We start from the raw sequence: 25,810 nt of genomic DNA on the forward strand, positions 1-25,810 counted from the left end.
CTATCCTCGCGGCAAGGATGGGATGGTGGCTATGCTTTTTGGGCGGAGGGCTCACGATGTTCGGACTTCCTGGCACTTTCCCTGCAACAAACGCGAGGCGCGTTGAAGTCGGCGAGAGTGCGACGCTCGGTCGTATGGGCTCGATGGAGGTGCGGCTCGCCCGTTCGGCCGCCGAGGTGCGTGCCGCGCAGGCGCTGCGATACCGGGTCTTCTACGGCGAGATGCAAGCGACCGCCGATCCGCGCACCTTCCTTCGCCGGCGCGATGCCGACGCCTTCGACCGCTATTGCGACCACCTTCTGGTGCTCGACCATGACGACGTGGAGATCCGGCCGTTCCGCAAGGCACGGCCGCGTATCGTCGGTACCTACCGTCTGTTGCGCCAGAGCGTGGCTGAGCGGCATCGCGGCTTCTACACGGCGGGCGAATTTGCCATCGAGCCGCTGCTGTCCCGTCACGCCGGTCTGGAGTTCCTGGAACTCGGCCGCTCCTGCGTCATGAAGCCCTATCGCAGCAAGCGCACGGTGGAACTCTTATGGCAGGGCATCTGGGCCTATGTGCTCAATCATGGCATCGACGCCATGATCGGCTGCGCCTCCTTCGAGGGGACCGATCCCGACGCGCTGGCCCTGCCGCTGTCCTTCCTGCACCATCACGCCTCGGCCGACGGTGACTGGCTGGTGGAAGCGCGGCCTGAGCGGACGGTGACTATGAACCGGCTGCCGATCGAGACGGTGGACATGCGCGCGGCGCTCTCCGGCATGCCGCCGCTGATCAAGGGCTATCTGCGCCTCGGCGCCATGGTCGGGCGAGGCGCCGTCGTCGACCGTCCGTTCGGCACCACCGATGTGATGATCGTGCTGCCGGTCGAGCGCATCTCCGAACGATATGTTCGGTATTATGGCGCCGATGCCGCTCGCTACGCTGCCTGATTGTCTTTGAACACCAGACGCGAGTAGCCGACGAAGTTCATTACCATGCCGACGGCTGTCCCAGCTGCCACGGCGATGACCGGGCGCAGGCCGGGCAAGGCGGCGAGGGCCGCGGCGAAGATCAGGTAATTGGTGGCGATCGAGACGAGCGACACAGCGACATAGCGTGTCCTGCGTCCGGGCACCGACGCACGCCGTTCCCTCCAGGTGAGGTTCCGATTGATCGTATAGGTGACGGCGATGGCGACGGCCACGGCGAAGACGCGGCCGAGATAGGGGCTGACGCCGAAACCGGCGAGCCCTTCGGTCAGACCGGCGTCCACGGCGAACCCGGTAAAGCCGGCCAGCGCGAAGCCGCCGAGTCGTCTGGCAACGGAGCCCACGTCAGCCGGCCCTGCGGCGGTCGGATTGCTCGCCAAGCCGGCGCAGGAGATCGCGGAGCGCGGCGAGATTGGCCGCAGTTTCAGCCTCTGGTTTTTCCTCCGCTCGCTTCAGGGCGGGAATGGAAAGATAGAGGGTACGCTTCTGCTCGACCCGGGCTCGCGCGAGGCTGTCGAGGATGAGGCCGGCGGTGGCGAGCAGCGCGGCCAGGATCATCAGGCCGGTCGATAGAACCGCTGTCGGAAGGCGAGGTACCAGACCAGTCTCGATGTAAGTCGCGAAAACCGGCAGGGCGAGAAGCACCGAGAATGCGGCAAACACTCCCGAGAATACGCTGAAAAACAGGCTTGGCCGCGTCTCCTTCACCAGCATGGCGAACATCATCAGAATGCGGAAGCCGTCGCGGAAGGTGCGCAGCTTGGACGGCGCCCCTTCGACACGGCGGCCATAATCGAGCGGCAGCTCGACGGTGGGGATGTGAAGCTGGCCGGCATGGACGGCCATCTCCGTCTCGATCTCGAAGCCATGCGATACGGCTGGAAAACTTTTGACGAAACGCCGCGTGAACGCCCGGTAACCGGAAAACACGTCGGTGAAGTCGGGGCCGAACAGCCGCCGATAAAGGCCGTTGAACAGACGATTGCCGAGTGCATGGCCGGAGCGCCCGGCATCGACGGTGACGTTGCGGCGGACACCGACCGCCATGTCGGCCCGTTCGGTGACCAGCGCCCTTACGAGATCGACTGCGTCGCGGGGATCGTAAGTGCCGTCGCCATCGGCCATGACATAAACGTCGGCATCGATGTCGGCAAACATGCGCCGGACCACGTGGCCTTTTCCCTGTCGTGTCTCGCGGATGACTTCGGCACCGGCGATGCGCGCCTCGACCGCGGTGCGGTCCGAGGAGTTGTTGTCGAACACACAGATCCGCGCCTCGGGCAGCGCCGCCCGAAAGCCGCGCACCACGGCGCCAATCGTCGCCCCCTCGTTATAGCAGGGTAGAACCACGACGATGTCGAGGCCAGGAAAGGCAGTGGCGGCGTCGGTTGCGATCTCACTTGCGGTCATAAAGGCCATCCGAAGGATGCGGACCGCGGTCGGCGGTGCGTCGCCTTTACCTTTTATCCATCGTGTTAAGGCAAGGCTAACGACGCTTAGCGAGTGCCGGGCTTTTCCGCTTCCTGTCGTCGGCTTTGGTCAATGAATTCCAAACAAGGCGTCTTTGGCGCCCCTCTTGTCCTCTACGGTTCCGGCCCACGTGCTCGTCTGCTCTTCGCCGTGGCGTTGGGGCTGCTGGTCGTGAGCTTGGTTGCCGTCGGTCGGCTGGTGAACCTCGGGCCTCAATGGGACGATCCCGATTCGATGATGCGCTTGGTCGAGGTGCGCGACTTTCTTGCCGGTCAGGGTTGGTTCGACCTCACCCAGTATCGCCTCGATCCTCCGGGCGGCGTGCTGATGCATTGGTCACGCCTGATCGACTTGCCGATCTCCGCAATCATTCTGGCTGCGAGCCCATTTCTCGGTCGTGCCGGTGCCGAGGTATTCTCCGCCAACCTCTGGCCCGTCCTGTTGGTGTTCCCTTTCGCCTTTGCGCTGGCTTCGGTCGCTGGCCGCTTCGGCGGCGAACTGGCTCGGCTTGTCACGCTCCTGATGATCTTCCTGTCGCCGCAAGTGAAGGGTGTCTTCCAACCTGGCGACCTCGATCATCACAACGTACAGGCCGTCCTGATCGCCAGCTTACTGATGGGACTGGTGAGAGCCGATGGCGCGCGCCGCTGGCCGCTTATTGCCGGTATGGCTGCCGCTGCCAGCCTTGCGATTGGCATGGAGACGCTGCTTGCCGTCCTCCTGGCTATCCTGGGGCTCGCCGCTGCCTGGACTGTCAATGCCGATCGCTGGCGGCGCGGCTTGATGCTGTTTACCGGCGCCCTGATGGTCGGTACTCTGCTTGCCGCCGTCGTCACCATTCCGCCATCGCGCTGGTTGGTGCCGGCCTGTGACGCGCTGTCTTTCGCCTATCTGATCCCAGTTCTCATCGGCGGCGGCGCCGTTATGTTCCTGTCGATTGCGTTGCGAGGGCACAGCGACGGCTTGCCCGGTCTTCTCATGCGCGGCGGTGCGCTGGTTGCCGTCGCCTCGCTTCTGGTGGCCGTTGGCGCCGTGCTGTTTCCCACCTGCCTTGCCGGACCTTATGGTGGTGTCGATCCGGCCATTCGGCCGATCTGGCTTGATCGCGTCTCCGAGGCACAAGGCCTCATCGCCACGCTCAAGGGGCAGCCGGGCCTTGTGCCGCCGCTCTACCTGGCGCCGTTTGCCGCCGTTGTGCTTGGGATACTGACGCTCCGGCGCATGCCCGTTGCCGATCGTCCAGCCTTCGCCATTGTGCTGTCGATCCTTGGCGGTTCAGTGCTGCTGGGAGCGATGCAGTTGCGTGCGCTGGTCGGCGCCCAGATCGTCGCCTCGGCCGCCATCGGGGCCATCGCTTCCCTGGCTATCAAGGCGACGGCCGGCCAGGATGATGGCCGCTCGGTCGCCCGGCGTTGGACCTGGCTCATCGCTGTTCCGGCGCTGTGGGTGCTGGTCGTCGCGGCGGTCGACCATCTCACGGCTCGCCCGGATACTGATGCGGCCGACGCCGCGATCATGACCGATTGCCGAGCCTTCTTTGGAAATGTACTCAGCCCGCGCACGCCGGGACTGGTTGTTGCCACCTCCAACTTCGGCTCGTTTCTGCTCAAGGGAACGCCGCATACGGTACTCGCGGCTCCCTATCATCGCGATGCTCACGGCATTCTTGCCGTCGATGCCGTCTTTACCGGCACCGATCCGGAGGCCGCCTTCCGGGCAACCGGAGCCACCTATCTGGCGGCCTGTACGGGTGACCCCGAGCTGCGACAAATGGCCAAGCGAGCGCCTCAGGGTCTTGCCGCCCAGTTGATCAGCGGCGTGCGGCCCCCCTGGGTCACCGAGGTCGCTTCGGGGCCGTCCGGCATAATCTTTTCCGCAAGGCCCCTCGGTGTTGATATCACCGGCTCGCTGCCGGCATTGCGGCTGCGTCCATCGATCGGCGATTAGGCGGGGTTTGGGCCGCCGCGATCTACCCTGCGTCAAATGTCGAACTGCTTCGCGCTGGTTAATCTCCGGTTAATCCGGCGTGGCGCAGCATGGGTGAGTCATTGATTTGGAAGAGCCCATGTTCCGTCGCCTTGCCGCCCTCTTCTTCCTTGCCGCGGTTCTGCCCGCCGCCGCCGAAACACCGGCCAAGCAGCTCTTCGGGGCTGTGAAAGACCCGGCGCCGCTTGCCTCTCGCTCCATCGGGACCTATGCGCGTGGCTGCCTCGCCGGTGCACAGCTTTTGCCGATCAACGGTCCAGCCTGGCAGGTGATGCGCCTGTCGCGCAATCGCAACTGGGGCAATCCCGCCCTGGTCAACTTCCTTGAGCATCTCGCCGCCAAGGCACCGTCGGCGGGCTGGAACGGCCTGCTTGTCGGTGACATGTCGCAGCCGCGTGGCGGTCCCATGGCGACCGGCCATGCCAGCCATCAGATCGGTCTCGATGCCGACATCTGGCTGACGCCGATGCCCAAACGCGAACTCACCTATGACGAGCGCGAGCGGGTGAGTGCCGTGTCGATGCTGGCGCCCGATACGCTCTCGGTCGACCCGAAGAAGTTCACCAACCGGCAGTTCAACATTATCCGCCTGACAGCCAAGCAGCCGGAGGTGGAGCGCATCTTTGTCAACCGCGCCATCAAGAAAGCGCTCTGCGAGCAGACCTCGGGTGATCGTGGCTGGCTCTCCAAGGTGCGCCCGTGGTGGGGCCACGATTACCATTTCCACGTCCGCATAGCCTGTCCGCGCAATTCGCCGACCTGCAAGCCTCAGAAGGAACCGCCTTCCGGCGACGGGTGCGGCGCCGAACTCCAAAGCTGGTATGCGCCGCTGCCCAAACCGACAAAGCCATCGAAGCCCAAGCCGCCGCCGCCGGAGATCACCTTGAAGGATCTGCCGCCGGAGTGCTCTCAAGTGCTCGTGGCAAAGTAGCAACAAAGGCCACGGTTTCCCGTGGCCTTTGTCATTTTGTATCCTTCGAAGTTTATCCGCGCAGGATTGCCCCCGTTGCCTTCTGGACTGCGGCAACGATCGCCTTCGACACCTTGTCGATATCCTCGTCAGTCAGCGTGCGGTCGCTCGGCGTCAGCGTGACCGCAATGGCCACCGACTTCTGTCCGGCTGCCACGTGCTCGCCGCGGTAGACGTCGAACACATCGACGCCGCCGATCAGCTTCTTGTCGGCGCCCTGAACGGCCTTGATGATCTTGGCCACGTCGACGCCATCATCGACCACGAAGGCAAAGTCGCGGCTGACCGGCATAAAGGCGGAGAGCGTCAACGCCGGCTTGCTGCGGCCGGCCTTGGCCTTGGCAACCGGAATGCGATCGAGAATGACCTCGGCGGCGACGATCGGTCCTTCGGCGTCCAGCGCCTCGATGACAGCCGGATGCAGCTCGCCGAAGTGAGCGAGCACCGTCTGCGGCCCAAGCTGAATGCTGCCCGAACGACCCGGATGGAACCAGTTCGGCGCTGAGCGGACGATCTGAACGCGCGAAATGTCGACGCCGAGCGCATCGAGCAGCGCCAGCGCATCGGCTTTGGCGTCGAAGACGGTGACAGCGGCTGCCGAACCGGCCCAGTGACGGCCGGAACCGGCCGGACCGGCGTTACCTTCGCGCACGGCGGTAGCGGCGATGCTCTGATCCTGCGGCCGGTCGCCTGCGAAAATCTGGCCGACTTCGAACAGCGACAAGTCGGCGAGGCCACGGTCGGCATTGCGCTTGACGGCCGCGACGAGACCGGGGATCAGGCTCGGCCGCATGTCGCTCATATCAGTCGAGATCGGATTGGCCAGTTCGAGCTCGGACGCGCCGCCGCCGAACAGCACGGCGATGGGCTTGGCCAGGAACGACCAGGTCACTGCCTCGACGAGACCGCGCGAGGCCAGCGCCCGCTTGGCGCGGCGGGTACGGGTTTGCAGCGGTGTCAGCACCTTCTGCGACACCGAGGCAAGGCGCGGCAGCGCCGTCGCCTTCACCTGATCGAGGCCGACGATGCGCACCACTTCCTCGACGAGGTCGGCCTTGCCATGAACGTCAGGCCGCCATGACGGCACGGCGACCGAACGGGTCTCGCCGCCACCCGTTGTTGCGAAGCCGAGCTTTTCGAGCGTGTTGCAAATGGTGTCGGCCGAAAGATCCAGGCCGGACAGCCGTTTCACTTCGGACAGCGGGAAGTCGATGACCTTGTTTGGCAGGGGCTCCTTGCCAGCCACGACGATCTCTGAGGCTTCGCCGCCGCAAAGGTCGAGTACCATGCGCGTCGCCAGCTCAAGGCCATCGACGACGAAGCCCGGATCGATGCCCCGCTCGAAGCGGAAGCGGGCGTCGGAGTTGAGGCCCAGCCGACGGCCGGTGCGGGCCGTGCGGCCGGGATCGAAATAGGCGCTTTCGATGAAGACCGACGTGGTGGCTTCGGTGGAGCCGGTGGTCTCGCCGCCCATGACGCCACCAAGGCCGAGCACGGCGGCATCGTCGGCGATGACGCACATGCTGTCATCGACCGCATAGGTCTTGCCGTCGAGCGCCAGCAGGCTTTCACCGGCCTTGCCGAGGCGGGCGCTGATGGTGCCGGTCAGCTTGTCGGCGTCGTAGACGTGCAGTGGCCGCCCCCGGTCGAACGTCAGGTAGTTGGTGATGTCGACCAGCGCCGAGATCGGGCGCAGGCCGATCGCCTTGAGTCGGTCCTGCAGCCACTTTGGCGACGGGCCGTTCTTGAGGCCGCGCACGACGCGGCCGGCGAACACCGGGCAGGGTGTATCGTCGCCGTCGAACTTCAGCGCGATCGGCACCGGCGAGGCGAAAGTGCCGGCAACCGGCTTCAGCGGATCGGGCTTCAGCTTGCCGAGGCCGCGTGCTGCGAGATCGCGGGCGATGCCGCGCACGCCGAGGCAGTCGGGCCGGTTTGGGGTGATGGAAATATCGATCACCGGATCGGCGCCGCCGCGATAATCGGCGATCGACACGCCGATCGGCGCGTCCTCGGGCAGCTCGATGATGCCGTTGTGTTCGTCCGACAGGCCGAGTTCGCGCTCCGAGCACATCATGCCACGGCTCTCGACGCCGCGAATGGTGCCGATCTCAAGCACGTCGCCGGTGGCCGGGATGACGACGCCGGGCAGGGCGAACACGCCCTTGAGGCCCGCCCGCGCATTGGGCGCACCGCAGACCACCTGCACCGGTCCCTTGCCGGCATCGACCGACAGCAGCTTCAGCTTGTCGGCGTTGGGATGCTTGTCGGCGGTGACGATCTTGGCCACGACGAACGGCTTGAGCGGCGCTGAAGGATCGGAAACCTCTTCCACCTCGAGACCCACCATGGTGAGCGCCTCGACGACCTCGTCAAGCGAGGCGTCGGTATCGAGATGGTCTTTCAACCAGCTGAGGGTGAACTTCATTTTGGCAAATCCGTTATCGGAAACTCTGAATGGCTTGGTCCTGGGAGCGGACGGAAAGAGAGGCGGACAGTGCCGCCATCATTATCCCGTCAGCCCGCCGTAGAGGCTCGGCAGGTCGAGCGGACGGAAGCCATAGTGCTTCAGCCAGCGGGCGTCGGCGTCGAAGAAGGCGCGCAGGTCCGGCATGCCGTATTTCAGCATGGCGATGCGGTCGATGCCCATGCCGAAGGCAAAGCCTTGGTAGACGTCGGGATCAAGACCGGCGGAACGGATGACGTTGGGATGCACCATGCCGCAGCCCAAAATTTCCAGCCAGTCGTCACCTTCGCCGATGCGGATCTCCGAGCCCGAGCGCCGGCAGCCGACGTCGACTTCCATCGACGGTTCGGTGAACGGGAAGAAGGACGGGCGAAAACGCGTCTTGACCTCATCGACCTCGAAGAAGGCCTTCAGGAACTCCTCCAGCACCCATTTGAGATGGCCGAAGTGGGTCGTCTCGTCGATGACGAGGCCTTCCACCTGATGGAACATCGGGGTGTGGGTCGCGTCGCTGTCGCAGCGGTAGGTCCGGCCGGGCGCGATGATGCGGATCGGCGGCTTCTGGCTCTCCATGGTGCGGATCTGCACTGGCGAGGTGTGGGTGCGCAGCAGAAGGCGCGAGCCATCCTCCTTCGGCTTCAGGAAGAAGGTGTCGTGCATCTCGCGCGCCGGATGGTCCGGCGGGAAGTTGAGGGCGGTGAAATTGTAATGGTCGGTTTCGATATCCGGCCCTTCGGCCACCGCGAAGCCCATGTCGGTGAAGATGGCGGTGATTTCGTCGATCACCTGGCTCACCGGGTGGATGCGCCCCTCGGCCAGTGGTCCCGGACGGACCGGCAGCGAGATGTCGACGGTTTCACGGGTGAGGCGGGCATCAAGGGCGGACGCCTTCAGAACCGCCTTGCGGTCGGCAATGGCAAGACCCACCCGGTCCTTCAGAGCGTTGATGGCTGCGCCGCGCGTCCGCCGCTCATCGGGGCTCATGGCGCCCAGCGTTTTGAGCAGCGCCGACACCGATCCCTGCTTGCCGAGGGTGGAGACTCGCACGCCCTCAAGGGCGGTTTCGTCGCCAGCGGCGTGAATGTCGTCGAGAATGGAAGCTTCGAGCTGTTCGATGTCGGTCATGACGATGTCCTGGCGGATCTGATGGCAGGCTTCTAGCCGGTCTTACCGGCGATTGCACCCCTGGAAACGAAAAGAGCGGCGCACCGATCGGCGCGCCGCTCTCGTAATGTCGGGGGCGGCCGATCAGCGATCGGCCCCGCGCTGTCGCCAATTAGGCGGCAGCCTGGGCCTTCTCGACGATGGCCTTAAACGATGCCGGCTCGCTGATGGCGAGATCGGACAGCACCTTGCGGTCGATGGCGATCCCGGCCTTGGCCATGAGATCGATGAAGCGAGCGTAGGTCAGCTCGCCACCGGTCACGTCACGGACAGCGGCGTTGATGCGCTGGATCCAGAGCGCGCGGAAGTTGCGCTTCTTGGCCCGGCGGTCACGCGTCGCATATTGCATCGCGCGATCGACGGCCGCCTTGGCGGTCTTGATGGTATTCTTGCGGCGGCCCCGGAAGCCCTTAGCGGCCTCTAGAACCTTCTTGTGCTTGGCATGGGACGTAACGCCCCGCTTGACGCGCGCCATAATTCAGTCTCCTCGAGTGTGAGTGCCGTTTGATCGCGCGGGATCAGGCGTAAGGCAGGAAGTTCTTCTTGATGATGATCTCGTCCGGCTTGGACAGCACGGTGGTGCCGCGAGCCTTACGGATGAACTTGGTGGTCCGCTTGATCATGCCATGGCGCTTGCCGGCCTGAGCAGACTTGATGTGGCCACTGGCCGTCACCTTGAAGCGCTTCTTGGCGCCCGACTTCGTCTTCATCTTGGGCATTTTGCTCGTTTCCGAGTGTTAGGAGATCCCTTTCGGGCTCTCACTGGCCTGTTTTTTCCGGAAAAACCCACGGCCCGCCGCGGGAGACCCGCGACCCTGGACCGCGCTGTCCGGGGGTTTGAGCTTCGACAGTCGCCACGGCATGCCCATGGACACGGAAAACCGTTTCCACGCCGGGCGACCTGAAGTGGCTGGCTTCTAGCCGAAAAGAGCCACAGACGCAAGGCGGATTCACCTGCCGCCTTGCCATAACAAAAAAGGCTCCGGTGCGGCCATGCCGCCCGGAGCCTTTGGAAAACGGGATGCTCAGCGCGGGGCGAGCAGCATCACCATCTGTCGGCCTTCGAGACGCGGCTCGCTCTCGACCTTGGCGACCGCAACGGTCTCTTCTTTCACCTGCTGCAGAAGCTTGAAGCCGAGATCCTGGTGCGCCATCTCACGACCGCGGAAGCGGAGCGTCACCTTGACCTTATCGCCTTCCTCGAAGAAGCGCATCATGCTCTTCATCTTCACGGTGTAGTCGTTCGTGTCGATGTTGGGCCGAAGTTTGACTTCTTTGATTTCGACAATCTTCTGGTTCTTGCGAGCTTCCGATGCCTTTTTCTGGGCTTCGAACTTGTATTTGCCGAAGTCCAGGATCTTGCAGACGGGAGGCGTCGAATTCGGAGAAATCTCAACGAGGTCGAGGCCGGCCTCGGCGGCGGCGGCTAAGGCGTCGGCGATCGCGACAACGCCGAGGTTGTCACCTTCCTCGCCGATCAACTGGACCTGAGGGACCCGGATTTCGCGATTGATGCGCGGACCTTCCTTGACGGGGGCGGTGGCTCGGAACGGGCGACGAATGGCTGTCAACTCCTCTGTTATTTCGGAAACGATCACCGCACGGATATGTCAGCGCCCGACCATGTCAAGGACCTTGATCGTCAAACCGATCGCACCTTTGCAACAGGGGCGCCATCCACGGGTGGCCGGCTGTCCTCACGGCGAACCACTTCCTTCCGTGAAGTGCGGACTCGCAAGCTGGACAACGGCCTGAAAATCGTTGGAGAGTGCGAAAAAGTCAAGGTCGCACACGGCAATTAGCCAGAAATGGGCTAAAGAAGCGGCAGATTGCCTCTGACGCCGGCACGGAGCCGCGTGGGAGGGGACTGGGAGCGGAGCGAGATGGTGGATCGGCCGATCAACATCACCATGCCGGACGATGGGCGGATCATTCGCGGCCTTGTCCAGGATGGCGCTGGCCCGACCATAGTCTGGCTCGGTGGCTTTCGGTCCGACATGACCGGCGCCAAGGCGGAAGCTGTGGCTGCCTGGGGCCGCCAGCACGGCCGCAAGGTGGTGCGTTTCGATTATTCCGGACATGGCGGCTCGGACGGCGCTTTTGAGGACGGCCGCATCGGCCGCTGGTTCGCCGAGGCGAAAGCGGTGATCGCTGCCGAAGCTGGCCCCGAGTTCGTCGTGGTCGGCTCGTCGATGGGCGGTTGGATGGCGCTGCTTCTGGCGCGCGAACATCGCGCCGGTCTCAAGGGGGCAGTTCTCGTCGCGCCGGCGCCCGACTTTACCGAGAAGCTTTTCTATCCGGCGTTACCACCTGACGTACGCGCCCGTGTCGACGTCGGGGAAACCATCGAAGTACCAGGCGAATATGGCAGCTCGGCCTATCGGCTCACGGCCGATTTCTTCCGCGATGGTGCCAAGCACAATCTTCTCGATGCACCGCTTCGCCTTGGCGTGCCGGTGATCATCATTCAGGGCATGGCCGATACATCGGTGCCCTATCTGCATGCGCAGCGCATCGTCGACCGCCTCGTTGATGACGACGTGGTGCTGACCTTGGTGAAAGACGGCGATCATCGGCTGTCGCGGCCGACGGACATTGCGCTCCTTCTCGATGCGGTCAGCCGCGTGACCGACGAGTGAGGCTCAAAGCCGCGCCAATACGCGTTTATTCCAGCGTGATCCCGAGGGTTTTTTGCGACTAAAGGATTACCTTGCGGTCCTCGCATGATAGAAGGCCGCCATGGCAACGGTGTTCTCCCCTGAACCGGCGAGGTCGGACATGTCGGACATGAAGCTTGTAGTCGTTGGCGCCGGCGGACGCATGGGGCGCACGCTGGTGCGCACCATCTCCGAAACCACAGGCGTGACGGTGCACGCGGCCATTGAGCGCGAGGGCAGCCCGCTGATCGGCGAGGATGCTGGAGTCCTGGCCGGCATCGGCGAGATTGGCGTGCCGCTGACGAGCGATGCGCTCGCGGCCGTGGTTGGCGCCGAAGGCATTCTCGATTTCACTACGCCGGCCTCCACCGTGGATTTTGCTGAGCTGGCCGCTCAGGCGCGCATCGTCCACGTCATCGGCACCACCGGCTGCTCGGCCGACGACGAGGCGAAGATCGATGCCGCGGCGCGTCACGCGACGGTCGTCAAGTCCGGCAACATGAGCGTCGGCGTCAATCTCCTCGCCTTGCTGGTCGAACAGGCCGCCCGAGTGCTCGGGCCGGAATTCGATGTCGAAGTCCTGGAAATGCACCATCGCCACAAGGTGGATGCGCCTTCCGGCACGGCGTTGCTGCTTGGTGAGGCTGCGGCGCGTGGCCGCAATATCAAGCTCGACGACTATGCTGTCCGTTCCCGCGACGGCTACACCGGCCCGCGTCCGCAGGGCGCCATAGGCTTTGCCACGCTGCGCGGCGGTTCGGTGGTCGGTGAACACACGGTCTATCTGGCCGGCGCCGGCGAGCGGCTGGAACTGAGGCATGTCGCTGAGGATCGGGGACAGTTTGCCAAGGGGGCGGTGCGTGCCGCGCTCTGGGCGCGCGGCCGCAAGCCAGGCCGCTATGACATGGCCGACGTGCTCGGTTTCAAGGATTGATGAAATTCCGGCTGCGCCTCCGATACGGGGCGATGGCCGGTTGCTGAACGCTCCGGAGTCGATGGTTGGTTCCGGCCCGCAATGAAACGATCAACTGGAGAAAAGCCTATGAGCCGCATTCTGGTCCTCGTCCGCCACGGCCAGTCCGAGTGGAACCTGCTCAACCTGTTCACCGGCTGGAAGGATCCTGACCTCACCGCCCAGGGCGTCAAGGAAGCCACCGCCGCCGGTACCCGCCTCAAGGCGCTCGGCTACAAGTATGACATCGCCTACACTTCGGTTCTGACGCGCGCTCAGCACACGCTGAACCTCATCCTTGGCGAAGTCGGCCAGCCCGGCCTCAAGACCATCAAGGATCAGGCCCTCAACGAGCGCGATTATGGCGAGCTGACCGGCCTCAACAAGGACGACGCTCGCAAGAAGTGGGGCGAGGAGCAGGTGCACATTTGGCGCCGCTCGTTCGACGTTCCGCCTCCGGGCGGCGAGAGCCTGAAGAACACCGCCGAGCGCACGCTGCCCTATTTCAACGTCGAGATCCTGCCGCGCGTCCTCAAGGGTGAGAACGTGCTGGTCGCCGCCCACGGCAACTCGCTGCGCTCGATCATCATGGACCTTGAGAAGCTGACTGGCGACGAGATCGTCGCTCGCGAGCTCAACACCGGCGAGCCGATCGTCTACGAGCTCAACGAAGACGGTTCGATCAAGTCGAAGAAGGTTCTGTCGGCCTGATCGCTGGCAGCTTGATAAAAAGCGAAACGCCGCGATGGTTTCCCGTCGCGGCGTTTTCGTTTCTGAAGGGATGAGGCTCAGCCTCTTTCCATCTCGGCGCCCTCGAGGCGGCGCGCCAGACCCGTTTCCCAGCCGAGAATGGCCTTCTTGCGCGTAAGGCCCCAGTGGTAGCCGCAGAGATCGCCTTCGCGGCCGAGCACGCGGTGGCAGGGCACCACGAAGGAGAGGGGGTTTCGACCGACCGCCGAACCGACGGCTCGCGCCGCGTTGGGGTTGCCGATATGGCGGGCGATGTCCGAATAGGTCGTCGCCTTGCCGAGCGGGATTCGCAGCAGCGTTTCCCAGACGCGGACTTCGAAGTCGGAGCCGATGAACACCAGCCGGATCGGCCGGTCCTGTGACCATACCGTCGGATCGAACACCTGCCGCGCATAAGGCGCGGTCACCGCCTCGTCCTGAACGTAGGTGGCGGCCGGCCAGCGAGCCGACATATCGCGGAAGGCCTTCTGCTCCTCGCCCGGGTCGGCGAAGGCTATACCGGCAAGCCCCCGGTCGGTGGCCATCACCAGTGCCGTGCCGAAGGGCGAGTTATGGAAGCCGTAGGCAACGGTGACGCCCGCTCCCCGCGCCTTGTAGGCGCCTGGGCTCATGGCCTCGTGGGTGACGAAGAGATCATGCAACCGGCCCGGCCCGGACAGCCCGACCTCATAGGCGGTGTCGAGGATCGACGACGACTGGTCGAGCATCCGCCGCGCTTCGTCGAGGGTCAGCGCCTGCACGAAAGCCTTGGGCGTCAGACCGGCCCAACGGGTGAACAGGCGGTGAAGGTGGCCGGCATCGGTGCCGACGGCGGCGGCGATTGTTTCGAGCTCCGGCTGGTCGCGCCAGCGTTCGGAGATGAACTGAATGGTGTCGCGCACGAGGACATAGTCGCTGTGGTCGCGATCGAGGGTTACCTCTCCCGCCATCCGCAGTCCCTCGTGCAGCCAGCTCGCCGACATCGGCGGCGAGGTGAGGTTGTCTGTGAGCGTAATGGCGTCCATCGCGTCCTCCATCAAGGGTGCGATGCGAAGTTAGGGAGCGAAGGGCATTCCAACCACCCGATTTTCGCACACGGCGAGAAAAAGCGCAAAAAAAGCGTCGCGGATTGCCGGAAAGCGACGCTGCTGACTCTGTCGGGTGTCAAATTTGGCTATAGAAAGTGGCATTGCGCCTTGTCCGGAGTGTTCCCCGTGCCGAGAAAGCCTGCCATTGCCCCATCCGAGGATATCGATCAACCCATTCCGCCGACGCGGCCTATGAGCCCTGCGGAAATCGAGGAATTGTTCGCCACCTTCCAGAAGGCCAACCCCGAACCGAAGGGCGAACTCCACGCCGTCAACCCTTATACGCTGCTGGTCGCCGTGGCCTTGTCCGCCCAGACCACCGACGCTGGCGTCAACAAGGCTACGCGGCCGCTGTTCGAAACGATCGATACGCCGGAGAAGATGCTGGCGCTCGGTGAGGACCGCCTCAGGGAGGCCATCAAGACGATTGGCCTTTATCGCAACAAGGCGAAGAACGTGATCGCCTTGTCGGAAATACTCGTGCGCGAGCATGGTGGTGAAGTGCCGCGCGACCGGGCGGCGCTGGAAGCCTTGCCGGGCGTCGGCCGCAAGACGGCGAACGTCGTTCTCAACATAGCCTTCGGCGAGCCGACCATCGCTGTCGATACCCATGTGTTCCGCGTTGCCAACCGGCTGGGCCTTGCCCCCGGCCGGACGCCGATCGAGGTTGAGCTCGGTCTTGAGAAGGTGGTGCCGAAAGCCTACCTCCAGCACGCCCATCATTGGCTCATTCTGCACGGTCGCTATGTTTGCAAGGCACGGCGGCCCGAGTGCGAACGCTGCATTGTCGCCGACCTCTGCCGGAGCCCGGAAAAGCGGCTGCCGATGATGTAACGCAAAAGCCCCACCGTTGCCGGTGGAGCTTCATCATTGCCGATCCCGCGACGATCAGGCGATGCGGGCATATTCGTCGAATGAAAGGCGCGGCAGGCGCGGGAACAGCGATGACTTGTCGCCGTAGCCCAGATTGATCACCAGGAAGGTCTTGATGCGGCTGTTGGGGAAGAACGCCGCGTCGATGGCAGCGGCATCGAAACCGGCCATCGGACCGACGTCGAGACCCAGCGCCCGCGCCGCCGTGGTCAGGTAACCGACCTGCAGCGAGGCCGAGCGCAGCGCCGAGAACTGCAGCCGCTCGTCGGGCGAGCCGGCGTACCACGACCGGGCATCGGCGTGCGGGAAGGTCTTCGGCAGGTTTTCGTAGAAATCGAGGTCATAGCCGGCAATGACGGACACTGGCGCGGTTTTCGTCTTGGCCTGGTTGCCCGGCGCCATCGCGGTCAGCAGCTTTTCCTTGGCCTCGGGCGACTTCACGAACACGAAACGACCGGGCAGGGTGTTCGCCTCGGTAGGGCCAAGGCTGGTGAGTTCGGCCAGCGTCTTCAGCGTTTCGTCGGTCACTGGCTTGTCGAGAAAGCCGTTGTAAGAGCGGCCGTCGCGAAACAGGCGGTCGAGGGTGTCGTCGGCAAGAAGAGCGGACATTGGAAAGCCTTTCGGGGAGAGACAAGCGAATTCGCTCCCGATCTAGGTCCCGCCTACGCGCTCGAATAGTCTGCGATCGACTAACAAATTGTTCGATAGAAGTGGCCAATGAAGGAAATCGGCGGGCTATTACCCGTCGCTCACGAACTTTTCACGGCATCTTGATGGCAGTTCGGACGCCACACCTTCAAAATGACAACGCCGCCGGCAGGACCGGCGGCGTGTGGCTGTAGCCCTTGGCGGGATCAATCAGGCGACGGCCCGCACCTCGCGCACGTCCGGCAGGAAGTGACGCAGCAGGTTCTGGATGCCGTTCCGGAGCGTCGCCGTCGAGGACGGGCAGCCGGCGCAGGCGCCGCGCATGTTGAGGTAGACGATCCCGTCCTTGTAGGCGCGGAAGGTGATATCGCCGCCGTCGGCCGCAACGGCCGGACGCACGCGCGTGTCGAGCAGTTCCTTGATCGACGACACCGTCTCGGCATCGGCCGGGTCAAAGTCCTCGGCGCCAGCCGTCGTCTCGACGTTCGTCAGGATCGGCGCGCCGGACATGAAGTGTTCCATGATGACGCCGAGCACTGCGGGCTTCAGATGCGCCCAATCGCCATCCTTGCTGGTCACCGTGATGAAATCGGCGCCGAAGAATACGCCGGTCACCTCGGGAATTTCGAACAGCGCGCCGGCGAGCGGCGAAACGGTCGCCTGTTCGGCGGTCAGAAATTCGCGCGGGCTGCCTTCGAGGACGACCCGCCCGGGCAGGAATTTCAGCGTAGCCGGATTGGGCGTGGACTCGGTCTGGATGAACATCGTGTGGGGCTCCTCAGGCTCGCCTGATTGGAACAAATCTAAACTTGATCTTTAGAGGATAGTTCTGACTTTGCAAATGAACAATCAGTGAACCTGCGGACATAAATCGTTTGGGCTGAATCAGGCGACGGCGGCAATGTCCTCGTCGCTCATGTCGCCGGGGACGATGGTTACCGGAATGGGGAAGGGCGGCCCCGAGCGCGCGGCCACCGAGGTGACCAGAGGCCCCGGCCCCTCGGTACCAATGCCGGCCGCCAGTACCAGGATGGCGATGTCGCGATCCTCCTCGATCAGCCGATGGATCTCTTCGGCCGCCTGTCCCTCGCGAATGATCAACTCGGCCTCGATGTTGGCGGCGAACGCATGCACGCGCTCGGCCGTGCCGGCGAGCCGCTGCCGTGCCTCATCCATTGCCTCGGCCCGCATAACCTCCTCGACGCCTCGCCAGTGCTGGAAGTCGCCGGGGGGGATGACATAGAGCAGAACCAGGCCACCGGAAGTATGCCGGGCGCGCGTTGCCGCGTAGACCACCGCCCGGTCGCATTCGGGCGTGTCGTCGATGACGCAGAGGAACTTGCGGCGGTGGCCCTCTTCGCGGGCGAGGCGGCGTGAAACCATGGCGTGAGACTAGCAGAAGGCCGGCGGCGGGCAAGCCGCGCCGGCCTTCAAGTTTCATCGAGCAGTGGATCTCAGCGCCGCTTGCGGCTCTGAATGAAGCCGACGATGTCGCGCACCTCGTCCATCACCTTGCCGGCGATGGCGCCAGCCCGCTCCGAACCGTCGGCCAGGATGGCGTCGATATGGTCGGGCTCGGCCATCAGCGCCTTCATCCTATCGTTGATCGGCGACAGGACGGACACCGCGAGATCGGCCAGTGCCGGCTTGAAGGCCGAGAACTGCGACCCGCCATGGTCCTTCAGCACTGCTTCCCTCGTCATGCCCGCCAGCGCGGCGTAGATGGTGACGAGGTTGTCGGCGTCCGGACGCTCCTTGAGACCTTCGACCTCGGACGGCAGCGGTTCCGGATCGGTGCGGGCCTTGCGGATCTTCTGGGCGATGGCGTCGCGGTCGTCGGTCAGGTTGATGCGCGAGTAATCCGAGGGATCGGATTTCGACATCTTCTTGGTGCCGTCGCGCAGGCTCATGACGCGCGGCGCCGGGCCCTGCGTCAGCGGCTCGGGCAGCGGGAAGTAGCCTTCCTCCGCGCTGTGGCCGTGAGCAACGATCGACGCGGAGAAGTCGTTGTTGAACTTGGTGGCGATGTCACGCGTGAGTTCGAGATGCTGTTTCTGGTCTTCTCCGACCGGAACATGCGTCGCGCGGTAGACGAGAATGTCGGCCGCCATCAGACTCGGATAGGCGAACAGGCCCACCGACACGTTTTCGCGGTCCTTGCCGGCCTTTTCCTTGAACTGCGTCATGCGATTGAGCCAGCCCATGCGGGCGACGCAGTTGAACACCCAGGCGAGCTCGGCATGCTCTGGCACCTGGCTCTGGTTGAAGACGATGTGAGCCTTCGGATCGATGCCGGCGGCGAGGAAGGCGGCCGTTACTTCGCGGATCTGACGCCGGAGCTCGAAGGGATCCTGCCAGACGGTGATCGCATGCTCGTCGACGACGCAGTAGATGCAGTCATGTGTCGCCTGCATTTCCACGAAACGCTTGATGGCGCCGAGATAATTGCCGAGATGGAGATTGCCGGTCGGTTGTACGCCGGAGAAGACAAGAGGCTTGAAAGGCATCGGTTTGGACCCGAGGATAGAGTGACACGCGCGCCGGTGGTGAAACCGGGCGGGCGGACTTATGAACCTGCCGGGCGGCGACCGCAAGGCGGGAAAGCGGCCTCAGGACGAAAGGCTGTCAGCGCCGGCCGCGATCCAGGACGGCGCGCGCATAGCGGCGAACATCGACCGCACCGGTGAGTATGGTGGCGAGCCCGTAGACCGCCATGCCGAACACGCAAAGGCCGAGCAGCCAGAGACCCTGGACGAACTGACGGCCGCCATGGAGATGGGCGTCGACAAGATTTTCGCCGAGGATCAGCGCCAAACCCATCAGCAGGCTGGCAATGGCGAGCAGCACGAGGCGTCGGAGCAGCAGCGCATCCGCACGGAAGTGGCCGCGGCGGTGGAGTTCGATCACCAGCATCAGCGCGTTGACCCAGGCGGCGAGCGACGTTGCCGCGGCGATGCCGACGTGACCGATGAAGGGGAACAGGGCCAGCGAGGCGACGACATTGACCGCCACGGAGATACCGCCCTGTACGGTCGGCGTGCGGGTGTCCTCGCGCGCATAGAACGACGGCTGGAATACCTTGATGGCCACGAAGGCCGGCAAGCCGACCGTAAAGGCAATCAGCGCGTTGGCGGTGGCGACGGTGTCGGCGGCGGTAAAGGCGCCGCGCTCAAACAGTACGCGCATGATGGTGTAGGGAATGGCGCAGAGGGCAACGGTGGCCGGCAGCGTCAGCGCCATGGCAAATTCCAGTGCCCGGTTCTGGGTGTGGAAGATGCTTTCGGCGGTCTCGGTGCGGACGCGGCGGGTGAGATCCGGCAACAGCACGACGCCGATAGCGACGCCGATCACCCCGAGCGGCAGCTGATAGATGCGGTCGGCGAAATAGAGCCAGGATACGGCGCTCGCCTGCATCGAGGCGATGATGGTGCCGACCACGATGTTGATCTGGGTGATGCCGCCGGAAATGACGCCGGGAATGCCCAGTCTCACAAAGCGCCGAACGTTGTCATTGTAGCGCGGCCGCGTCAGCGACACCGGAAAGCCGATCCACAGCAGCGAGCCGGCGACGGCGATCAACTGGGCGACACCCGACAGGCAGACCGCCCAGGAAAGCGTATAGGCGGCTTCCGGCGTGCCGGCCCAGTTCTCCCACCAGATGAGGATAAGGGCGGCTACCAGGATGACATTGAGCAGCGACGGCGCAAAGGCCGCGACTGCGAAACGCCCGAAGGATTGCAGCATGCCCGCTGCCATCGCGGTCAGCGACATGCAGGCGAGATAGGGAAACATCACCCGCGTCATGAACTCGGCGGCGGCGAACTTCTGCGGCTCGTCGATGAAGCCTGGCGCCAATACGCCGACAAGCCAGGGCGCCCCGATCTCGGCCAATGCTGTGACGATGACGAGCACCAGCAGGAAGACAGCGAGGATATCTTCGGCCAGCGCGCGCGCTGACACCTTGCCGCCCTCGGCGAGCGCCCGGGCAAACAGCGGTACGAAGGCCGACGAGAAGGCTCCCTCGGCGAACAGCCTTCGGAATAGGTTGGGCAGGCGGAAGGCGACGAAAAAGGCATCGGCAATCGGCCCCGAGCCCAGCATGTTGGCCATGAACACGTCGCGCACGAAGCCCAGGAGGCGCGAGGACAGCGTGGCGCCCCCCACCGTCACGAAGTTTTTGACCAGACTCATGACCGGTGCCCCTCAGGCTGCCTTCTTGGGCGGATGCGGTTCTTCGCCAGTGACGGCGGCGAGGATGCGGCGGCGGATCGCCGCCTGTTTAGCGCCGGACTGGATTTTCAGCTTGGTGAGGTCGGTCACGTAGAACACGTCGACCACCCGCTCGCCGAAGGTGGCGATATGCGCCGAGGCGATATTGAGATTGAGATCGCTCATCGCCGTCGTCACGTCGTAGAGGAGGCCCGGCCGGTCGAGACATGACACTTCCAGCACGGAAAGGGTCTCCGACAGCGTATTGTCGAACTTGATGTCGGTCGGCACTTTGAAGGCTTTGCTGGGTTTGCGCTGGCCGACGCGGCGGGCGAAGATCTCCGGCAGCTTCTCGCGGCCCTCAAGTGCCGCCTCGATCATCTTCAGCACGCGGTCGGCACGGCGGAATTCATCGGCATCATCGGGGAATTCGCGGTTGATCAGGATGGTGTCAAGGGCGAGGCCGTCGTTGGTGGTGTAGATCTGGGCATCGGCGATATTGACGCCGGCCGCCGCGCAAGCGCCGGTGATAGTGGAGAGAAGCCGCGGGTGGTCGGGCGCCACCACCACCAGCTCGGTGATTGCCTCGAATTTCTTGGTCGAATAGGCGGTGGCGAGCCTCCGACCTGTGCCCTCCATCGACCTCAGCAGGCGCGCGTGCATCACCTTCTCGGGCAGATCGACGCGCAGCCAGTAAGGCGCGAAGTGACGGCGGCCATAGTCGGACAGCTCCGCCTCGCTCCAGTCGGTGAGCTCGGCGGCGAGCTCCGCCTTGGCGGCGGCAACCCGTTGGTCGCGCGACAGCTTGGAATGACCGCCCAGAAGGTAAGGCTCGGTCTCGTAATAGAGCGTCCGGAGGAGCTGGCCCTTCCAGCCGTTCCAGACACCGGGGCCGACCGCCTTGATATCGGCGATGGTCAGCATCAACAGCATGCGCAGCCGCTCCACCGTCTGCACGACGGCGGCAAAGTCGCGGATGGTCTGACGGTCGGAGAGGTCGCGCGACTGGGCGATGATCGACATCACCAGGTGGTTTTCGACCAGCCAGGCCAGCTGATCGGTCTCGGCCGGCGAGAAGCCAAAGCGCGGTCCGAGCCGGCGGGCAATCTTGGCGCCGGCAATCGAATGGTCCTCAACGCGGCCCTTGGCTACATCGTGCAGGAAGAGCGCTAGATAGAGCACATTGCGGTTGGCGATCGCCGGGAACAGTTCCGTGGCCAGCGGATGCTCGCCCTGTTCTTCGCCGCGCTCGATCTGAGCCAACAGGCCGATGGCCCGGAGCGTGTGCTCGTCGACGGTGTAGTGATGATACATGTTGAACTGCATCATCGCCACGACGCGACCGAACTCGTTGATGAAGCGGCCGAGCACGCCGGTCTCGTTCATCGCCCGCAGCACCGTCTCGGCGTGCTTCTTGGAGGTGAGCACGTCGAGGAAGATGCGGTTGGCCTCGTCGTTTTCGCGCAGGTCGGCATCGATCAGCCGCAGCGAGCGGGTGATCAGCTTCAGGACGTCCGGCTGGAAATCGAGGTCGTTGCGGGCGGCGACTGCGAAAATCCTGAGGAGATTGACCGGATCGCGCTCGAACACGTCATCGTCGGTCACCGACAGGCGGTCGTTTTCGATGATGAACTGCGGCGTGCCGGGCAGCGACTTCTTGCGCCGGCGGAAGGTGTGATGCAGCACCCGGTCCAGCATCGGCTTGGGCTTGGCGTGCATCTCCTCGAGCGCCGCACAGAAGATGCGCGTGAGATCGCCGACGTCCTTGGCGACCAGGAAATAGTGCTTCATGAAGCGCTCGACCGGCTCGAGGCCGGGATGCAGCTGATAGCCCAGGAGCTCGGCGATTTCCCGCTGGTTCTCGAAGCCGAGCCGGTCGTCGGCCCGGTTGGTGACGAAGTGGAGGTTGCAGCGCACCGCCCAGAGAAATTCCTCGCACTTGTGGAAGCGGTTGAGTTCCTTGCGCGCGAAGACCCCCTGCTTGACCAATTGATCGGCTGTCGAGGCGCGATAGAAATACTTGGCGATCCAGAACAGCGTGTGAAGATCGCGAAGCCCGCCCTTGCCGTCCTTGACGTTGGGTTCGACGAGATAGCGCGAGGTGCCGGCCCGCCGATGCCGCTCGTCGCGCTCGGCGAGTTTGGCCTGGATGAACTCAGGGCCGGTTCCCTTGATCACCTCGTTGTCGAAGCGGGTGACCATCTCGTTGTAAAGGTCCCTGTCGCCGAGGATCCAGCGCGCTTCCAGGAGCGCCGTGCGGATGGTCATGTCGGCTCGGCTCAGCTTGATGCAGTCGTCGACGCGCCGGGTCGAATGGCCGACCTTGAAGCCGATATCCCAGAGGAAATAGAGGATGTGTTCCAGAACCTTGTCGGCGAGTGGCTGCGCTTTCGGCGGCAAGAGAAAAAGCAGGTCGACATCCGACGACGGCGCGAGCGTGGCGCGCCCGTAACCACCGACGGCGACGATGGCGATCTTTTCATCGCGCCCACCGGGGAAGACATGGCTCACCGTGTGCTCGTAGATGACGTGGATCAGCGAGTCCACCAGAGCCGACAGGCGGCGGGCACAGCCGACACCGTCTCGATCGCGCTGCAGGATCTCGCGGGCCACCGCCCGTCCTGCCTGGTTCGCCTGTTTCAGGGCTGCGAGCAGCTCCGGCCGTGGATCGGTGTCGGTCGCTGCCGCCCGGCTTGCGATGGCGGCCATCTCCGCACCAAGCGCCTTCTCGTCGATCAAAGAGGCGGATTCGGAGAGCTTGGTCATCGGCGGCAATCACCTTCGGAGGAGGCAGCAGGTCTATGCGAGCGCACAGCCGTCAACAAAATCGAATAGTCGGCGATAACCCAACAATCAACCATGCGGGCGTCCGATTCCGGTCCTGAGAGCTTTCAGCCGATAGATCGCCTCAAGCGCCTCGCGCGGACTGAGCTCATCAGGCGCCAACCCATCGAGGGCGGCGAGCAACTCCGCTTCCGCCGGGTCGGGTGCCGCTTCGATCGGCGCTGTCGCGACCGGCTGGCGGGCGAGCGAGAACAGCGGCAGATCGTCGAGCATCGAGGCGGCGTTGTTGCCGCCCGATTTTTCCAGTTCGGCGAGCACAGATCTCGCCCGCTCGATCACCGGCCGCGGCAGGCCGGCGAGCTTGGCCACTTGGATGCCATAGGAGCGATCGGCCGAGCCCGGCACGATCTCATGCAGGAACACCACGTCGCCGCGCCATTCCTTCACCTTGACGGTGGCGTTGACGACGCGCGGCAGTCGTTCCGACAGGGCGGTCAGCTCGTGATAGTGCGTCGCAAACAGCGTGCGGCAGCGGTTGGCTTCATGCAGGTGCTCGATGGTCGCCCAGGCGATGGACAGGCCATCATAGGTGGCAGTGCCACGACCGATCTCATCGAGAATGACGAAGGAGCGCGGACCCGCCTGATTGAGAATGGCCGCCGTCTCGATCATCTCCACCATGAAGGTGGAACGGCCGCGCGCCAAATCGTCGGCGGCGCCGACGCGCGAAAACAGCCGATCGACGACGCCGATATGTGCCGACTTGGCCGGCACGAAGGAGCCGATCTGAGCGAGCACGGCGATCAGCGCGTTCTGCCTGAGGAATGTCGACTTACCCGCCATGTTGGGGCCGGTCACCAGCCAGAGCTTGCCGGCCGCGTCGCCACCGACGTCGCAGGCGTTGGCGACGAAGGAGCCGCCTTCCTCGCGTAGCATCTGCTCGACCACCGGATGCCTACCGCCATCGATGCGGAAGGTCAGGCTGTCATCGACGCGTGGCCGGACATAGCCTTCGCTGGCGGCGAGTTCAGCAAGCGCGGTGGCAACGTCGAGCGCGGCGAGCATGTCGGCCGCCCTCTTGATGGCACTGCCGGCTTCCATGGTGGCCCGCGCCAGCTCGGCGAAGACGGAAAGCTCGATGGCCAGCGCCCGCTCGGCAGCCGAGGCGATGCGCCCCTCCAGTTCGGACAATTCCGTCGTCGAAAAGCGCATGGCGCCGGCCAGCGTCTGCCGATGAATGAACAGCCGGTTGAGCGGCTCGCTGGTCATCGCCTGGGCGTAATTCGGCGCCACCTCGATGAAGTAGCCGAGCACGCCGTTGTGCTTCACCTTCAGCGATTTGATGCCGGTCGTCTCGGCATAGGTCTGCTGCAGGGCAGCGATCACCTGCCGGCTTTGGTCGCGCAGGGCGCGTGATTCGTCGAGGTCGGAACGGAAACCTTGCCGCACGAACCCACCATCGCGCTTCAGAAGCGGCAGCTCGTCGTCAAGCGCGGCGATGAGCTGGTCGGCGAGATCGGATGGCGCTGTTTCGAGGCCCTGGGCAATGCGATCGATTTCCGGGCCGGCGCCGCCGGCGTCGCGAAGATCGGTGGCCAGTTGGGCTGCTGCATTGAGCCCGCCGGCAATGGCAGCGAGGTCGCGCGGACCACCACGATCGAGGCTGATGCGCGTCAGCGAGCGGGCCATGTCCGGTACGCCGGCGAGATCTCGGCGCAACCGCATCCTGAGCGTCGTTTCGGCCAGGAAGAAATCAACGGCGTCGAGCCGATCGCGGATGGCATCGGGATCGGCAAGCGGCGCGGCGAGCCGATCGGCGAGGAGACGCGCCCCGGCGCCCGATACCGTACGGTCGATGGCATGCAGCAGCGAACCCCGACGCTCGCCAGCAAGCGTGCGGGAAAGTTCGAGATTGGCCCTGCTCGCCGCGTCGATGGCCAGCGCGCCGCCCAGGCTTTCGCGAGCCGGTGGGTCGAGTGGCGGCCGGTTGCCGACCTGCGTCTTGTCGACATAGGCGACGATGGCGGCGGCGGCCGTCAGTTCCAGCCGGGTGAAGCTGCCGAATGCGTCGAGCGAGGCGACGGAGAAGAAGTCGGCAACCCGGTGCTCGGCGGTGGCGGCGTCGAAGAAGGCACGCGGCAGCGGCACCACGGCCGGGCTCGCCGCCTTGAAGGTCCGGCGCAGTTCGTCGTCGTCGAAAAGTCCGTCGGCGGCGAGAAGCTCGCGCGGCTCGATGCGGGAGAGTAAGGCCGGCAGGGCGGCGGTGCCGGTTTCTGCCAGACGGAAGGCGCCGGTCGACATGTCGGCCCAGGCAACGGCGAAGCAGTCGGCTGCGCTGTCCGCTCCCTTCTGGCGGGCAACGGCAGCGAGATAGTTGGAACGACGGGCGTCGAGAAGATTATCCTCGGTCAGCGTGCCGGGCGTGACGAGACGGACGACGTCGCGCCGCACCACCGATTTCGAGCCGCGCTTCTTGGCTTCCGCCGGGTCTTCCATCTGCTCGCAGACGGCAACGCGATGGCCGAGGGCGATCAGGCGCTGGAGATAATCGTCGGCAGCATGCACCGGCACGCCGCAGAGCGGAATGTCCTCGCCGCGATATTTGCCGCGCTTGGTCAGCGTGATGCCCAGGGCACGCGAGGCTACCTCGGCGTCCTCGAAGAACATCTCGTAGAAGTCGCCCATCCGATAGAACAGGAGACAGTCGGGATTGGCCGCCTTGATCTCGATGAACTGCGCCATGGCGGGCGTCGCCACGTCGGCGGTCCGGTCGTCGGGGAGAACTTGCGCGTCGGTCATGGGGGCGGAAGCTAACAAAGCCCGCGCCGCTTTTCACGCAACA

The 25,810-nt window shown here is 64.4% G+C and carries 22 protein-coding genes; 7 read left to right on the plus strand and 15 right to left on the minus strand.

Features of this window, described 5'->3' with window-relative positions; genetic code table 11:
* Positions 1–56: 56 nt before the first annotated feature.
* The gene (gene olsB / locus G522_RS25505) at positions 57–932 is read left to right on the plus strand and encodes a l-ornithine N(alpha)-acyltransferase (RefSeq protein WP_051228276.1); all 876 of its coding nucleotides are present in this window, start codon (positions 57–59) and stop codon (positions 930–932) included.
* Here the strand turns inward: olsB and G522_RS0103960 are convergent.
* Positions 920–1,315 (minus strand): GtrA family protein, encoded by a 396-nt coding sequence (locus tag G522_RS0103960; protein WP_026789922.1) that lies wholly within the window; start codon positions 1,313–1,315, stop codon positions 920–922. The two genes, olsB and G522_RS0103960, sit on opposite strands and share 13 nt — an antisense overlap.
* A 1-nt stretch (position 1,316) precedes the next feature.
* On the minus strand, positions 1,317–2,381 hold the full coding sequence (locus tag G522_RS25510) for a glycosyltransferase (protein ID WP_084632721.1): 1,065 nt from the start codon (positions 2,379–2,381) through the stop codon (positions 1,317–1,319).
* Between the two features lie 132 nt (positions 2,382–2,513).
* On the opposite strand from G522_RS25510, the gene G522_RS0103970 reads away from it, so the two are divergent.
* Entirely contained in the window at positions 2,514–4,388 is a 1,875-nt protein-coding gene (locus G522_RS0103970) for a hypothetical protein (protein ID WP_026789923.1), read from the plus strand.
* 118 nt (positions 4,389–4,506) lie between these two features.
* Positions 4,507–5,358, plus strand: coding sequence for a penicillin-insensitive murein endopeptidase (gene mepA, locus G522_RS0103975; protein WP_026789924.1), 852 nt, complete (start codon positions 4,507–4,509; stop codon positions 5,356–5,358).
* Positions 5,359–5,410: 52 nt separating this feature from the next.
* On the opposite strand, the gene pheT is transcribed toward mepA, so the two are convergent.
* The 5 genes from pheT to infC form a co-directional block, all read right to left on the minus strand.
* Complete coding sequence (pheT, locus tag G522_RS0103980; RefSeq protein ID WP_026789925.1) at positions 5,411–7,825, minus strand: phenylalanine--tRNA ligase subunit beta; 2,415 nt, start codon at positions 7,823–7,825, stop codon at positions 5,411–5,413.
* An 81-nt stretch (positions 7,826–7,906) separates the two neighbouring features.
* A complete protein-coding gene (gene pheS / locus G522_RS0103985; RefSeq protein WP_026789926.1) occupies positions 7,907–8,989 on the minus strand; it encodes a phenylalanine--tRNA ligase subunit alpha in 1,083 nt (360 codons plus the stop codon).
* 151 nt (positions 8,990–9,140) lie between these two features.
* Positions 9,141–9,503, minus strand: coding sequence for a 50S ribosomal protein L20 (rplT, locus tag G522_RS0103990; RefSeq protein ID WP_026789927.1), 363 nt, complete (start codon positions 9,501–9,503; stop codon positions 9,141–9,143).
* Between the two features lie 43 nt (positions 9,504–9,546).
* The gene (gene rpmI / locus G522_RS0103995; RefSeq protein ID WP_026789928.1) at positions 9,547–9,747 is read right to left on the minus strand and encodes a 50S ribosomal protein L35; all 201 of its coding nucleotides are present in this window, start codon (positions 9,745–9,747) and stop codon (positions 9,547–9,549) included.
* 306 nt (positions 9,748–10,053) lie between these two features.
* Entirely contained in the window at positions 10,054–10,590 is a 537-nt protein-coding gene (gene infC / locus G522_RS0104000; protein ID WP_084632814.1) for a translation initiation factor IF-3, read from the minus strand.
* Positions 10,591–10,911: 321 nt separating this feature from the next.
* On the opposite strand from infC, the gene G522_RS0104005 reads away from it, so the two are divergent.
* The 3 genes from G522_RS0104005 (at position 10,912) to G522_RS0104015 (ending at position 13,348) form a co-directional block, all read left to right on the plus strand.
* Positions 10,912–11,667: an alpha/beta hydrolase gene (locus G522_RS0104005; RefSeq protein WP_036838023.1), complete on the plus strand. Its 756-nt coding sequence runs from the start codon at positions 10,912–10,914 to the stop codon at positions 11,665–11,667.
* 139 nt (positions 11,668–11,806) lie between these two features.
* A complete protein-coding gene (dapB, locus tag G522_RS0104010; RefSeq protein ID WP_036838025.1) occupies positions 11,807–12,619 on the plus strand; it encodes a 4-hydroxy-tetrahydrodipicolinate reductase in 813 nt (270 codons plus the stop codon).
* Positions 12,620–12,727: 108 nt separating this feature from the next.
* Positions 12,728–13,348, plus strand: a complete 621-nt coding sequence (locus G522_RS0104015) for a 2,3-bisphosphoglycerate-dependent phosphoglycerate mutase (RefSeq protein ID WP_026789932.1) — start codon at positions 12,728–12,730, stop codon at positions 13,346–13,348.
* A 77-nt stretch (positions 13,349–13,425) separates the two neighbouring features.
* Here the strand turns inward: G522_RS0104015 and G522_RS25515 are convergent, their stop codons facing one another.
* Positions 13,426–14,316: a methylated-DNA--[protein]-cysteine S-methyltransferase gene (locus tag G522_RS25515; protein ID WP_051228346.1), complete on the minus strand. Its 891-nt coding sequence runs from the start codon at positions 14,314–14,316 to the stop codon at positions 13,426–13,428.
* A gap of 264 nt (positions 14,317–14,580) precedes the next feature.
* On the opposite strand from G522_RS25515, the gene nth reads away from it, so the two are divergent.
* Positions 14,581–15,288, plus strand: a complete 708-nt coding sequence (nth, locus tag G522_RS0104025) for an endonuclease III (RefSeq protein WP_425414041.1) — start codon at positions 14,581–14,583, stop codon at positions 15,286–15,288.
* A 54-nt stretch (positions 15,289–15,342) separates the two neighbouring features.
* Here nth and G522_RS0104030 read toward each other — a convergent pair whose 3' ends face one another.
* The 7 genes from G522_RS0104030 to mutS form a co-directional block, all read right to left on the minus strand.
* Positions 15,343–15,936 (minus strand): malonic semialdehyde reductase, encoded by a 594-nt coding sequence (locus G522_RS0104030; RefSeq protein WP_026789934.1) that lies wholly within the window; start codon positions 15,934–15,936, stop codon positions 15,343–15,345.
* A gap of 249 nt (positions 15,937–16,185) precedes the next feature.
* Positions 16,186–16,740, minus strand: coding sequence for a NifU family protein (locus tag G522_RS0104035; protein ID WP_026789935.1), 555 nt, complete (start codon positions 16,738–16,740; stop codon positions 16,186–16,188).
* Between the two features lie 120 nt (positions 16,741–16,860).
* Positions 16,861–17,358 (minus strand): universal stress protein, encoded by a 498-nt coding sequence (locus G522_RS0104040; protein WP_026789936.1) that lies wholly within the window; start codon positions 17,356–17,358, stop codon positions 16,861–16,863.
* Positions 17,359–17,429: 71 nt separating this feature from the next.
* Positions 17,430–18,482: a tryptophan--tRNA ligase gene (gene trpS / locus G522_RS0104045; RefSeq protein WP_026789937.1), complete on the minus strand. Its 1,053-nt coding sequence runs from the start codon at positions 18,480–18,482 to the stop codon at positions 17,430–17,432.
* A gap of 118 nt (positions 18,483–18,600) precedes the next feature.
* Positions 18,601–20,166 carry a murein biosynthesis integral membrane protein MurJ gene (murJ, locus tag G522_RS0104050; protein ID WP_026789938.1) on the minus strand — a complete coding sequence of 522 codons (1,566 nt, stop codon included), beginning with the start codon at positions 20,164–20,166 and terminating at the stop codon, positions 18,601–18,603.
* Between the two features lie 12 nt (positions 20,167–20,178).
* Complete coding sequence (locus G522_RS0104055; RefSeq protein ID WP_026789939.1) at positions 20,179–22,950, minus strand: [protein-PII] uridylyltransferase; 2,772 nt, start codon at positions 22,948–22,950, stop codon at positions 20,179–20,181.
* A gap of 87 nt (positions 22,951–23,037) precedes the next feature.
* Complete coding sequence (gene mutS / locus G522_RS25520; protein WP_051228279.1) at positions 23,038–25,767, minus strand: DNA mismatch repair protein MutS; 2,730 nt, start codon at positions 25,765–25,767, stop codon at positions 23,038–23,040.
* Between the last annotated feature and the right edge of the window lie 43 nt (positions 25,768–25,810).

The organism is Pleomorphomonas oryzae DSM 16300, from assembly GCF_000422965.1.
Taxonomy (GTDB): domain Bacteria; phylum Pseudomonadota; class Alphaproteobacteria; order Rhizobiales; family Pleomorphomonadaceae; genus Pleomorphomonas; species Pleomorphomonas oryzae.

Bases quoted from the DNA above. Each gene is read 5' to 3' on its own strand.
- olsB (WP_051228276.1), top strand. From the start codon at position 57: ATGTTCGGACTTCCTGGCACTTTCCCTGCAACAAACGCGAGGCGCGTT.
- G522_RS25510 (WP_084632721.1), bottom strand. From the start codon at position 2,381: ATGACCGCAAGTGAGATCGCAACCGACGCCGCCACTGCCTTTCCTGGC.
- G522_RS0103970 (WP_026789923.1), top strand. From the start codon at position 2,514: ATGAATTCCAAACAAGGCGTCTTTGGCGCCCCTCTTGTCCTCTACGGT.
- mepA (WP_026789924.1), top strand. From the start codon at position 4,507: ATGTTCCGTCGCCTTGCCGCCCTCTTCTTCCTTGCCGCGGTTCTGCCC.
- pheT (WP_026789925.1), bottom strand. From the start codon at position 7,825: ATGAAGTTCACCCTCAGCTGGTTGAAAGACCATCTCGATACCGACGCC.
- pheS (WP_026789926.1), bottom strand. From the start codon at position 8,989: ATGACCGACATCGAACAGCTCGAAGCTTCCATTCTCGACGACATTCAC.
- rplT (WP_026789927.1), bottom strand. From the start codon at position 9,503: ATGGCGCGCGTCAAGCGGGGCGTTACGTCCCATGCCAAGCACAAGAAG.
- rpmI (WP_026789928.1), bottom strand. From the start codon at position 9,747: ATGCCCAAGATGAAGACGAAGTCGGGCGCCAAGAAGCGCTTCAAGGTG.
- G522_RS0104005 (WP_036838023.1), top strand. From the start codon at position 10,912: ATGGTGGATCGGCCGATCAACATCACCATGCCGGACGATGGGCGGATC.
- dapB (WP_036838025.1), top strand. From the start codon at position 11,807: ATGTCGGACATGAAGCTTGTAGTCGTTGGCGCCGGCGGACGCATGGGG.
- G522_RS0104015 (WP_026789932.1), top strand. From the start codon at position 12,728: ATGAGCCGCATTCTGGTCCTCGTCCGCCACGGCCAGTCCGAGTGGAAC.
- G522_RS25515 (WP_051228346.1), bottom strand. From the start codon at position 14,316: ATGGCGGGAGAGGTAACCCTCGATCGCGACCACAGCGACTATGTCCTC.
- G522_RS0104030 (WP_026789934.1), bottom strand. From the start codon at position 15,936: ATGTCCGCTCTTCTTGCCGACGACACCCTCGACCGCCTGTTTCGCGAC.
- G522_RS0104035 (WP_026789935.1), bottom strand. From the start codon at position 16,740: ATGTTCATCCAGACCGAGTCCACGCCCAATCCGGCTACGCTGAAATTC.
- G522_RS0104040 (WP_026789936.1), bottom strand. From the start codon at position 17,358: ATGGTTTCACGCCGCCTCGCCCGCGAAGAGGGCCACCGCCGCAAGTTC.
- trpS (WP_026789937.1), bottom strand. From the start codon at position 18,482: ATGCCTTTCAAGCCTCTTGTCTTCTCCGGCGTACAACCGACCGGCAAT.
- murJ (WP_026789938.1), bottom strand. From the start codon at position 20,166: ATGAGTCTGGTCAAAAACTTCGTGACGGTGGGGGGCGCCACGCTGTCC.
- G522_RS0104055 (WP_026789939.1), bottom strand. From the start codon at position 22,950: ATGACCAAGCTCTCCGAATCCGCCTCTTTGATCGACGAGAAGGCGCTT.
- mutS (WP_051228279.1), bottom strand. From the start codon at position 25,767: ATGACCGACGCGCAAGTTCTCCCCGACGACCGGACCGCCGACGTGGCG.